The sequence below is a fragment of the Gracilibacillus sp. YIM 98692 genome (genome assembly GCF_010993965.1).
Classification (GTDB): domain Bacteria; phylum Bacillota; class Bacilli; order Bacillales; family Amphibacillaceae; genus Gracilibacillus.
Map to the genome: position 1 here is coordinate 26,072 of NZ_WIXM01000020.1, position 12,108 is coordinate 38,179.

General features: G+C 38.2%; 11 protein-coding genes. 7 read left to right on the forward strand and 4 right to left on the reverse strand.

The genetic code is table 11. The annotated features are described in order from the left end of the window. The first annotated feature begins 165 nt into the window (after positions 1–165). The 4 genes from GHD00_RS14735 to GHD00_RS14750 all read left to right on the forward strand — a co-directional run bounded on the left by GHD00_RS14735 (position 166) and on the right by GHD00_RS14750 (position 3,301). A complete protein-coding gene (locus tag GHD00_RS14735; RefSeq protein WP_163538925.1) occupies positions 166–582 on the forward strand; it encodes a MarR family winged helix-turn-helix transcriptional regulator in 417 nt (138 codons plus the stop codon). Next, positions 575–1,741, forward strand: a complete 1,167-nt coding sequence (locus GHD00_RS14740) for an MFS transporter (protein WP_240468718.1) — start codon at positions 575–577, stop codon at positions 1,739–1,741. Before GHD00_RS14735 ends, GHD00_RS14740 begins: the two co-directional genes overlap by 8 nt. A 182-nt stretch (positions 1,742–1,923) precedes the next feature. Next, entirely contained in the window at positions 1,924–3,078 is a 1,155-nt protein-coding gene (gene trpB, locus GHD00_RS14745) for a tryptophan synthase subunit beta (protein ID WP_163538927.1), read from the forward strand. A gap of 16 nt (positions 3,079–3,094) precedes the next feature. After that, positions 3,095–3,301 carry a YdbC family protein gene (locus GHD00_RS14750; RefSeq protein WP_163538928.1) on the forward strand — a complete coding sequence of 69 codons (207 nt, stop codon included), beginning with the start codon at positions 3,095–3,097 and terminating at the stop codon, positions 3,299–3,301. 580 nt (positions 3,302–3,881) lie between these two features. Here GHD00_RS14750 and GHD00_RS14755 read toward each other — a convergent pair. From GHD00_RS14755 to GHD00_RS14770, 4 genes are all read right to left on the reverse strand, one after another. Further along, entirely contained in the window at positions 3,882–4,355 is a 474-nt protein-coding gene (locus tag GHD00_RS14755) for a glutathione peroxidase (protein ID WP_163538929.1), read from the reverse strand. Between the two features lie 91 nt (positions 4,356–4,446). After that, entirely contained in the window at positions 4,447–5,424 is a 978-nt protein-coding gene (gene trhO / locus GHD00_RS14760) for an oxygen-dependent tRNA uridine(34) hydroxylase TrhO (RefSeq protein WP_163538930.1), read from the reverse strand. 138 nt (positions 5,425–5,562) lie between these two features. After that, positions 5,563–6,459, reverse strand: coding sequence for an NAD(P)-dependent oxidoreductase (locus tag GHD00_RS14765; RefSeq protein ID WP_163538931.1), 897 nt, complete (start codon positions 6,457–6,459; stop codon positions 5,563–5,565). A 112-nt stretch (positions 6,460–6,571) separates the two neighbouring features. Continuing rightward, complete coding sequence (locus GHD00_RS14770) at positions 6,572–7,813, reverse strand: S1C family serine protease (protein WP_163538932.1); 1,242 nt, start codon at positions 7,811–7,813, stop codon at positions 6,572–6,574. A 175-nt stretch (positions 7,814–7,988) separates the two neighbouring features. Between GHD00_RS14770 and GHD00_RS14775 the strand changes: the two genes are divergently transcribed. The 3 genes from GHD00_RS14775 to typA all read left to right on the forward strand — a co-directional run bounded on the left by GHD00_RS14775 (position 7,989) and on the right by typA (position 11,950). After that, entirely contained in the window at positions 7,989–8,678 is a 690-nt protein-coding gene (locus GHD00_RS14775) for a response regulator transcription factor (RefSeq protein WP_163538933.1), read from the forward strand. Further along, positions 8,678–10,045 carry a sensor histidine kinase gene (locus tag GHD00_RS14780; RefSeq protein WP_163538934.1) on the forward strand — a complete coding sequence of 456 codons (1,368 nt, stop codon included), beginning with the start codon at positions 8,678–8,680 and terminating at the stop codon, positions 10,043–10,045. The genes GHD00_RS14775 and GHD00_RS14780 overlap by 1 nt, the downstream gene beginning before the upstream one ends. A gap of 66 nt (positions 10,046–10,111) precedes the next feature. Then, positions 10,112–11,950 (forward strand): translational GTPase TypA, encoded by a 1,839-nt coding sequence (typA, locus tag GHD00_RS14785; protein ID WP_163538935.1) that lies wholly within the window; start codon positions 10,112–10,114, stop codon positions 11,948–11,950. The last annotated feature ends 158 nt before the right edge of the window (positions 11,951–12,108 follow it).

The following is a 12,108-nucleotide window of genomic DNA, read 5'->3' on the forward strand; positions in this document are numbered from 1 at the left end:
GCTTCACCAAGGGCTCGTCAATTGACGAGTTTTCTTTATTATTTTCATGGACAAGTACCTAACTACATTCCAAATACAGAAATCTTTACTTTATTTTGATATTCCTATATACTAATACAAATGATTATTTACCTAGGTAAATATATTTCGAAAAGGAGAGCTTCCATGGATACTAGTCAATTACTGCACTTATATAATCAGAAAATAAGACTTTTTATGAACGAATTAAACCTAACACTGAAGCCATTTGATTTATATTCCTCCCAATGGTCCATTCTATATACTTTGTATCAAAAAGGTGATATGACTCAGACAGAGATTTGGCGATATTTAAAGGTGGAAGCACCAACTGTTACAAGAACGTTGGCAAGAATGGAGACAAGTGGTTGGGTGCAACGAACAATTGGTAAGGATAAGCGAGAAAGATTGGTCACATTGACTGATAATGCTAGACAATACTATCCTGAGATTATCCAAGCTGTTAAGCAGTCTGAACAACGATTTCTTGGAAAACTAACAGAAGAAGAGCAAAGACAGCTTCAACAACTATTAGAAAAACTCGGTATAGAAAGATATGAATAGCATGTCAGAACAATCGATTTGGACGAAGAATTTTTTTAGTATTTCTTTCGTCAACTTATTTGTATTTATCAGTTTTTACGCACTACTAACTACTTTGCCATTGTTTGTGATGGATGAATGGGATGGAACGGAAGCACAGGGTGGTTTGGTTGTCACGGTGATGCTGCTTGCAGCCATACTTATTAGGCCGTTTTCTGGTAATATTTTAGCTCGCTTCGGAAAAAGGAAAATGTTATTAGTGGCAACCATATTGTTTGCAGTGACAACCATTATTTATTTGTTTGTTAATGGGTTTGTCCCATTACTGTGGTTACGTTTCTTCCACGGATTTTCTTTCGCGATTGTGACGACGGCTACCTCAGCTATTGCAACAGATATTGTTCCAGCTACACGAAGAGGAGAAGGATTGGGGTACTTTACGATGTCCATGAATTTGGCGATTGTTATCGGTCCTTTTCTAGGTCTAACATTAATTCAGCTGGTTTCTTACCAAATGCTTTTTGTGATACTAAATATATTTACCATTGTGAGCGTGATCTGTGCTTTTCTCGTGAAAGCACATGATATGGTAGACTCCTCTTATGAAAAGGGGAATACTTTCTCTCTACATGATTTGTTTGAGGAAAAAGCATTATCTATTTCTTTGGTAGGTCTTCTAATAGCTTTTTCTTATTCCAGTATTGTTTCTTTTATATCTGTTTTTGCAAGCTCAAGAGGACTGGAAAGTGTCTCAGGCTATTTCTTCTTTGTTTTTGCTGTCACGATGTTAGCCTCTCGACCATTTCTTGGTAGACAGTTTGATTGGCGAGGGGCTAAGCCCGTAATCATTCCTTGTATGGTGCTGTTCTCTATAGGATTTATCATGCTTAGCTTTGCGTATTCCCCTGTTATTTTCTTAATAACAGCAGGCGTTATTGGTATAGGGTATGGTTCCTTATTACCATTTTTACTAGCTTTAGCTGTAGAGAAAGTAGATTCAACTAGAAGTGGTTATGCAACTGCTACATTTTTCACTATGTATGATTCCGGGATTGCCTTAGGGTCCTTTGTTTTAGGTTGGATTATTACCTTAACCGGCTTTTCTAATTTATTTTATATCCTAGCGGTTTTTGTAATTCTCATCATACTAATGTTTCATTTACTCTATAAAAAAGAATGAAGCATACGTAGGAGATAACAAATGCCAGCACCTTGATAAGTTTTGCTAAACATCAGTAGGGGATGGAGAAAACCCCCGCTGATGGAAGTACTCTCTATAAAAAGAAAATGCTAAAAATAAATTGTATCTGCTTATTGGTTCACTTAAAATAGAGATAATAGAGAAAAAGGGGAGATATTACGATGAGTGAACAAGGGTTATTTGGCCAATTTGGAGGCAGCTATGTACCAGAAGATTTAGAAAATGTACTGAAAATATTAACAGAAGAATTTGAAAAGGCTAAAAATGATCCAGCTTTTATACAAGAATTTAAAGAAGTATTAGCGGAATTTGTCGGCAGAGAAAATCCACTAACATATGCCAAAAATTTATCTCAAAAACAAAATGGTGCAAAGATATATTTAAAACGAGAAGATTTAAATCATACTGGGGCTCATAAAATTAATAATGCTATTGGGCAAATTTTATTAGCAAAGCGAATGGGAGCCAAGCGTGTGATTGCAGAAACAGGTGCGGGACAGCATGGTGTTGCCACAGCTACAGCATGTGCTATGTTTGGCATGGATTGTACCATTTATATGGGCAAACATGATATAAAACGCCAAGCACTTAATGTTTTCCGAATAGAATTATTAGGAGCAAAGGTAAAAAGTGTTGATGCTGGACAAGGTCGTTTAAAAGATGCAGTTGACGCTGCTTTAGGAGATCTTATAGAAAATTATCAAAATACGTTTTACTTACTTGGATCAGCGGTTGGACCTCATCCTTTCCCAACGATGGTAAAGTTCTTCCAATCTGTTATTAGTGAAGAATCAAAACATCAAATTCTTGAAAAAGAAGGGAAGCTTCCTGCAGCAGTTGTGGCTTGCGCTGGCGGTGGTAGTAATGCCATTGGAGCGTTTTCTCATTACTTAGAAGAGGATAGTGTTCGAACTATTGGGGTGGAACCTTCTGAAGCTCCATCTTTAACAGAGGGGGTTCCAGCAGTTATTCATGGATTTAAATGTTTAACTTTACTTGATGAAGAAGGAAATCCTAAGCCAACTTACTCGATCGCGGCAGGCTTAGACTATCCAGGTATTGGTCCAGAACACAGCTATTTGAAAGAAGCAGGCAGAGGAGAATATGTAACAGTAACTGGAGAAGAAGCCTTGCATGCTTTCAAGGTATTATCAGAGACAGAGGGGATTATCCCGGCATTGGAGAGTGCGCATGCTGTAGCATATGCTATGGAGTTAGCAAAAGAACTGGATAAGGAAGATATTATTATCGTCAATTTATCAGGTCGAGGAGACAAGGATGTGCAGCAAGTTTTTGAAATGGAACATGGATCTTAGAGAAAGGGGTGTTAATATGGCTATTAAATATGAAATCGTTGAGCATGTTGCCGTACTTTCTGAATCACCTAAAGGGTGGAAAAAGGAAGTGAACCTTATTAGTTGGAATGATCGTGAGCCAAAATACGATATTCGTGATTGGTCTCCTGATCATGAAAAAATGGGAAAAGGCGTAACCTTAACACTAGAAGAATGGGATTCACTAAAAAACTTTTTTCTTTAATCATTATAAAAGAGCTTGGCTTTCATAAACAAAAGCCAAGCTCTTTATAACAGAAGAAAACATAAAATTTGTTCGTAATATCCATAAACTGCGCAGTAACCTATCAATATTTTCCTCCCTCTTGTTTAAAGATGAGTGCTTAATCGTCGCTGCGGAAAAACACTCGCTTTCCGTGGGGAACGCTTCAGCCTCCTCGGAAGCAAAGGGCGCTTCCTGCGGGGTTCCTTTCCCACAGGAGTCTCGCCTTTTTCCGCAGCTAATTGGTGCTTGTTTTAAGTGAAAAAATTATAGTTCTTACTACTCGCTAGCGGAAGAAATATACGTAGACTCCTGCGGGAACAGCGAAGACGCTGAGACCCCGCAGTGAGGAACGAGCGAGGAGGCTCAGTGCGAGCCCGCGGAAAGCGAAGTATATTTCTGAAGCGGTATTTCACACTGCAACTTATTCTATTGCGCAGTTTGGTTCTACTACGAAATATGTATGAATTTCAGAAAAATCGTAAAGAAATGGTCGGGTTTTGGTATTTATGGATGTTATTCTGCACATATAGTTTTATAAGGTATCATGCTTAATTGCTGATTAAAAGTAACTTTCTATTTCCGCTTCTAATTTTTCTGGTGTTGTTTTTGGGGAGTAACGCTTTATAACTTGTCCTTCACGATCGACCAAAAATTTAGTGAAATTCCACTTAATGTGATTCGATACTACGCCAGGTGCTTGGGATGATAAGTATTGAAACAGTGGATGAGCTTTATCACCGCGAACATTTATTTTTGCAAACATTGGAAAAGAAACACCATAGTTCATTTGACAGAATTGTTCAATTTCTTCATTAGTACCAGGCTCTTGATTCATAAATTGGTTGCTTGGAAATCCGAGCACTTCTAATCCTTTTTCGTGATATTTCTCATACAGGTTTTGCAATCCTTCATATTGAGGAGTAAACCCGCATTTACTTGCAGTATTGACAATTAATAATACTTTTCCTTTATACTTCTTTAATAAAATTTTTTCTCCGTTTATGGCTTCCACTTGGTAATCATAAATAGACATAAGATATGGCCCTCCTTTTTCCTAAGCATAACATTAAAAAAGCATGTAACGGAATAATATCATCCCTGCTACATGCCTTCAAACTCATCATTTATGCTTTATTTTCAACGCCGTCTTTTTCTTTAATACGCTCAAGACGTGCTTCTATTTCTTCTAGTGATAAATTGTGTTCTTCTACATATAAGTTGCGAGGGTGTACACGACATTCATGTGTGCATCCGCGCATATATTTATGCTCATTTTCTTCTGAGCACAAAATTTGTTTATTACATTCTGGGTTGGCACAATTCACGTAACGTTCGCAAGGTTCTCCGTCAAAGTAATCTTTTCCAACAATAACATGTTCCTTGCGGTTAACGGGAACAGAAATACGTTCATCAAACACATATAATTGTCCGTCCCATAATTCGCCTTGTACTTCTGGGTCTTTTCCGTAAGTGACAATACCGCCGTGAAGTTGCCCTACATCCTCAAACCCTTGTTTTACAAGCCAACCAGAAAACTTTTCACAACGGATACCACCTGTACAATAAGTGAGTACTTTTTTACCTTCTAATTTATCTTTATTTTCCTCGACCCATTCAGGAAGTTCTCTAAAGGTTTCGATATCTGGTCTAATCGCACCACGGAAATGACCTAAATCATATTCATAGTCATTTCGAGCGTCTAATACAACCGTATCCTCATCTTGCATTGCTTCATAAAATTCTTGAGGGCTTAAATGCTGACCAGTTGTTTTTTTCGGGTTAATATCATCTTCTAGACGCAATGTTACAAGTTCTGGGCGAGGCCTTACGTGCATTTTCTTGAAGGCGTGGCCATCTGATTCGTCCACTTTAAAGACCATATCTTTAAAGCGAGGATCTTCATGCATGGTCTCCATATACTTGTTGGTTTGTTCTACAGTACCAGAGACTGTACCATTAATACCCTCATGAGCAACAAGAATACGTCCCTTTAGACCTAAGTCTTTACAGAACTGTAAATGTTCCTTTGCATAACCTTCAGGGTCGTCCATTTTGACATACTGGTAATACAACAATACTTGATATTTTTCTTTTTTCTCCATGTTATAACCACCTATCAATTCATATTTGCAAGATATAAATGTGTTTAGGTTGGGTGATTTTATTTACATTGTCTCTTGCAAGCATTAATTGTAACAAACTTTTAGTCAAGAAATCAATATAAGTTTTGGGGAAATTTTTTACACGGTGCTTTTGCTGTATTCCTCAAACCATTTCACTAAAGCTTGTGTACCTCGGTCTTCTTCTCCATTTTCTGCTAGCTCTTCGTATAATTGTAACGAAAGCTCTAAACCGGGCGTTTGTAAGCCCATTTGTTTGGCTGAAGTCAAAGCAATTTTCATGTCTTTGATAAAGTGTTTAATATAAAAACCAGGGGCTAGATCTCCTTTGATCATACGAGGGCCTAGGTTGGAAAGAGACCAGCTTCCCGCAGCTCCTTGCGAAATACTCTTTAGAACACGTACCGGATCTAAACCTGCGTTCTTGGCATACATAATAGCTTCTGAAACACCAATCATATTCGAAGCGATGGTGATTTGGTTGGCCATTTTCGTATGCTGCCCAGCGCCAGCTTCCCCTTGACGGACAATGTTGGTACCAATTACTTCAAAAATAGGCAGGACATAATCAAAATCTGCTTGTTTTCCACCGACCATGATTGTTAGGGCGCCATTTTTAGCGCCAATATCTCCGCCTGACACAGGTGCATCTAAGCTATGTAGCTGTTTTTCTCGTGCTTTTTGGTCAATTTGTTCTGCTAATTGAGGATCAGAGGTAGTCATATCGATGATGTAAGATCCTGGTTTTGCATTTTCCATAATACCGTTTTCGCCAAAATATATTTCCTCTACGTCACTTGGGTAGCCTACGATGGACATGATCACATTTGCTTTTTGGGCAACATCTGCAACCGTATCTTCCCAAACTGCACCATGTTCGATTACGTCTTTCGCTTTTTCTTTTGTTCTTGTAAATAAATGAACATCGTACCCTGCATCGATTAAATGTTTTGCCATGCTTTTCCCCATTACACCAGCACCAATAAAGCCAATAACCGTCTGATTTGAAGTAGTCATTATTCATCCCTCCAATATATTTCTATCTTATTTTACTTTATCAAAAATAGGTAACGTTTTCATTAGAAAATTAAGAAAACCGAGCAGTTAAATGCCCGGTTTCTATTCTATATTAAAGGTTTCCCTGTTCAGACAGGGTTAGGGTAGTGGTTTGTTCTTCTCCGTTACGTAAAAAAGTTATGGTTACTTCGTCTCCGGCATTGGTTTCTTTATAAAGATAAGTTTTTAAATCTAACATTGAAGATAGTGTTTGATCATCAATGGCGGTAATGACATCATATTTTTGTAATCCGGCGCTATCTGCAGGAGAACCTGTTTCTACTTGTGCTACCACTAAGCCTTCCTCTACATCTTCACTTAAGTTTAATGTGTCTTGTTTATGACGTGCTGGCACAGTGTCTAGGTTCACAGCACTGATACCGATAAATGGACGAGTAACTTCCCCTTCTGTTTCTAACTGTTCAATTACAGGTTTTGCATCATCAATAGGGATAGCAAATCCAATACCTTCGACTGCACCTAATGCAATTTTCATGGAGTTAATTCCAATAACCTCACCTTGCTCGTTAATAAGGGCTCCACCACTATTGCCAGGGTTAATAGCGGCATCTGTTTGAATCACTTCTGTTGTCCAATCTGCTCGTCTGTCGTTATTTAAATCAACATCTACTGCACGATCTAATCCACTAATAATTCCCTTTGTGACAGATCCGGCAAATTCAGTTCCTAGTGGATTACCAATCGCAATCGCAGTATCCCCAACTTGTAAGTCTGCAGAAGATCCAATTGGTGCTACGGTCGTTACTTGATCACTTGGGATTCGAAGTACTGCGAGATCTGTTAAGGCATCCGTACCCATGAGTTCAGCTGATACATGCTCTCCATTTGTTAAAATAACTTCTACTTCCTGTGCACCTTCGACAACATGGTTGTTGGTTACGACATAAGCGTATTCGCCATCTTTTTTATACACAACGCCTGATCCTGTACCTTCTGCGTCAGACTCTTCCCATAAACTTGTCTGTTGTATATTTGATACACCTACCACCGCATCTGAAACATTCTCTACAATACCTGATAACGAATTAGAATTGCTTGCTGCTACATTGGTTGCCTGTATGGCGGATGATTCCGTAGTCTGTGTTTCTTGTGTTTGTTGCTCCACTTCTTGCTGACTTATTTCTTCTTGATCATCTATCATCGAGAGGATAATCCCTCCACCGAATAGAGCGACAATTAACCCTCCTGCTACACCGCTTAAAAGCATAGAAAGCATATTTTGATCTTTCTTTTTGGTTGTTTTCGTTTCTGGTCTGTGTTCTTGATTATATAAATCATTTTGTTCTTCCTTCATTCTATTCACACCCTTTCTTTGTTTTTTTATTGTACTTTCATTCTACCCATTACTTATGGCACATTAATGGGATAATTGTGGAAATAATGTGTAAAGCATGAAGTTAAGAGGAGTACTGCTTAATTTTTTGAAAAAAATGTGCGAAAATACTAACAAAGAGAGGTGGGTGTTAGCAATGAATCAGCATATATACATTGTAGAAGATGATGCGAATATTAGAGATATAGTGAAAGCCTATCTAAAGAAGGAAGGTTATCAAGTAACCATGATGGAAACAGCAGAGGCTGCGTGGGAACAATCTTATAGTGAGCATCCGGATATGTGGATTTTAGATATTATGTTACCAGGAATGGACGGTTATGAATTATGCCGGAAGATAAGGGAAGTTAGTGAAGTACCTATTATTATTATTTCGGCTAAAGATGAGGAAGTAGATAAAATTTTAGGTTTAGAGTTAGGCAGTGATGACTATTTAACGAAGCCTTTTAGTCCTAGAGAACTTGTTGCTCGTGTGAAACGTCTATTTAAGCGGGCGGAAGGTCAGTTGCAACAGGAGCAGAAGCAACCTGACTTTATTGAACAACAAGGGTTAAAAATTGATAAACAAGCAAGACAAGTGTTTTGGCATGAGGAAGAAATAGAAGTAACAGCCAAAGAATTTGATATGTTAGAGATATTTGCAACAAGGCCTAATAGGGCATTCTCCCGTGAAGAATTATTATCCTTAGTTTGGGGAGATGATTATTTCGGGAGTGATCGAGCGGTAGATGATTTGGTCAAACGTTTAAGGAAGAAGTTAGATAAGCTTCCTGTTGAAACGGTTTGGGGATATGGATATAGACTACATTTGGATGAGAATGAATAATGAAATTACAATATCAATTAACGATTGCATTTACAACATTATTAGTTGTTATCATGACAGTGGCAGGTATTACGATTTATTCCCAAATGCTGCAAATGTTAATTAAAGATGAGCAGCGTCAATTAGAGGATAAAGGACAGCTCATTGTAAATTTTATTTTATACCAGGATTTAAATAATACGTCTAATGTACAGCGGCTACTGGATATGTTAGAGCAATATAACTTACAAGTATTTGCATACGATGATCGATCTAACCAAATTATTTTTTCATCCATACCTGAGTTAGAAGTAGTCAATGATTGGGTAGATCGATATGATATGGAAGAGACAGAACAACCGTTATGGCAAGCGGATAATGAAAAATACGTGGTGTCTATCTTACCTTTTTATTCAATCGTTTCTACGCAGCATCTTGTATTATTGACTCCCTTAGATGATTTACAGGAAGTACAAAAAAGCTTGTTATGGCGGCTGAGTTTAATCTTTTTAATCGGTATAGCGGTAGCTGTTTTGTTAAGTCATTATTTGACATCTAAGCTCGTTACACCATTAACGCAATTGAAGCATCAATTGAAGAAAATAGAAAAGCGAAAGTTTGACGATATGCAGGAGATTAAAGCCACGGGTGAAATTAAGGAAGTGGAGCAGAGTGTGTCAGATATGGCGAATGAATTGCATAGCTTTATTCAATCACAGCGTCATTTTTTTCAAAATGCTAGTCATGAATTAAAAACTCCTTTGATGACGATACAAGGTTATGCAGAAGGAATCAGAGATGGGGTTTTTGAGAATGAAGAAGCAGAACGCGGATTAAATGTAATGGTGGCAGAGATTAACCGGCTAAAGAAAATTATTAACGAAATTATATTACTGGCTAAATTAGATAGTGAAGAGAGTATTTATGATGAAACAGAGGTAAATTTACAAGAATTTGTAGAAAAAATTACCGAACGAGCATTGCCAATAGCGAATGAAAAAGAAATAAAGTGGGAAGTGAAAAAGGTAGAGCCATACATTGTTTCTTTTGATCATGATAAAATGCTTCAAGCTATCATGAACATTGTGACAAATGCAATAAGGCATGCAAACCATAAAGTAGAGCTATCGGTTTATCAAAAAGGCAAACAAGTCTGTATGGAAGTAATGGATGACGGAGAAGGTATGGATGAAGAATTATTGTCTAAGTTATTTCATCGTTTTGTCAAAGGAGAAAGTGGTGAGACAGGGCTTGGTTTAGCTATCGCCCGAGCAATTGTCGAACAGTCAGATGGCACTATTAAAGCGGAAAATAATCGGTTAGGCGGTGCTGTTTTTACGGTTTCATTTTCGCATTATGAAAAAAAGAAACATTCAGTATATGATTAAAATAATATTGTGTTATACTGGATAAGTTGATATATTTTGAACGTTCATTAAGAGGAGAGAATGCAGATGACGCAAGTAAGAGAAGAAATTCGTAATATTGCAATCATTGCCCACGTTGACCACGGAAAAACAACGTTAGTAGACCAATTGCTACATTATTCTGGTACTTTTCGTGAAAACGAACAAGTAGACGAACGTGCGATGGATTCCAATGACATTGAAAAAGAACGTGGAATCACTATTTTAGCAAAAAATACGGCAATTGATTATAAAGATACACATATTAATATATTAGATACACCTGGACATGCTGACTTCGGCGGTGAAGTAGAACGAATTATGAAAATGGTAGACGGTGTACTGTTAGTGGTGGACGCTTATGAAGGCTGTATGCCGCAGACCCGATTTGTGCTGAAGAAAGCGTTGGAGCAAAAGCTTCATCCAGTAGTTGTTTTAAATAAGATTGACCGTCCAAATGCTCGTCCAAATGAAGTAGTAGATGAAGTTTTAGATCTATTCATTGAGCTTGGTGCAGACGATGAGCAGCTGGAATTTCCAGTCGTTTATGCATCTGCATTGAATGGAACTTCTAGCTATGAGCTAGAAGTAGAAGAACAAGAGGAAACAATGGAGCCGATCTTTGAGACGATTCTGGAGAATATTCCTGCACCAATTGATAATCGAGAAGAGCCTCTTCAATTCCAAGTTACATTGCTTGATTACAATGATTACCTTGGCCGAATTGGAGTAGGGCGTGTGTTTAGAGGTTCGATCCAAGTGGGACAGCAAGTATCGCTTCTAAAAACAGATGGTTCAGTGAAAAACTTTAGAGTAACCAAGTTATTTGGATTTATCGGCTTAAAAAGAGTGGAAATTGAACAAGCTCAAGCAGGGGATATTATTGCCGTAGCAGGGATGGAAGATATTAACGTCGGCGAAACGGTTTGTCCAACCGAAAATCAAGAAGCACTGCCGATTTTACGTATTGATGAACCGACGTTGCAAATGACCTTTGTGGTGAATAACAGTCCGTTTGCAGGGAAAGAAGGAAAGTATATTACAGCAAGAAAAATTGAAGAGCGCTTAATGACACAGCTAGAGACGGATGTTAGTTTGAGAGTGGACCCTACAGACTCCCCTGATGCGTGGATTGTTTCAGGGCGTGGTGAATTGCATCTCTCTATCTTAGTAGAAAATATGCGCCGTGAAGGCTACGAATTGCAGTTATCGAAGCCGCAGGTAATTATCAAGGAAATTGATGGGGTAGAATGTGAACCGGTTGAACGTGTGCAAATCGATGTGCCAGAGGATTATACAGGTCCAGTCATGGAATCGCTCGGTGCTCGTAAAGGCGAGATGATAGATATGGTTAACCATGGAACAGGACAAGTTAGAATGGAGTTTAAGGTGCCATCTCGAGGGCTAATCGGTTATGCAACGGAATTTATGACCCAAACTCGAGGGTATGGTATTATCAACCATACATTCGAAGAGTATGCGCCAGTTGTAAAAGGACAAGTTGGCGGTAGACGTGAAGGTGTTCTAGTAGCCTTAGAGAACGGGAAGGCATCCACATATGGTATTATGAATTTAGAGGACAGAGGGGTTATTTTCGTTGAGCCTGGTACGGAAGTATATGCAGGGATGATTGTTGGGGAGCACAATCGCGAAAATGATTTAACCGTTAATATTACAAAAGAAAAACATTTAACTAATGTGCGTTCCGCAACAAAGGATCAAACGGCGACTATTCGAAAAACAAGAAAGTTATCGCTAGAAGAAGCGATTCAATACTTGGATGATGATGAATATTGCGAAGTGACACCTGATACAATCCGCCTGCGGAAAAAGATACTAAACAAAAATGAAAGAGAAAAAGCAGCGAAGAAACAGAAAAACCAGTAAGGGCTAACCTTACTGGTTTTTCTGTTATGATTAAGGGGAATGATATACGAAAAGGAGTCCCGCATCGTTCCACAGCTGATTATACTTTCTTGTTTAAAATTAAATGAATTACAGTCTGACTCATTTATGATTTGATACTGGACTAAAAAAGAAAAGAG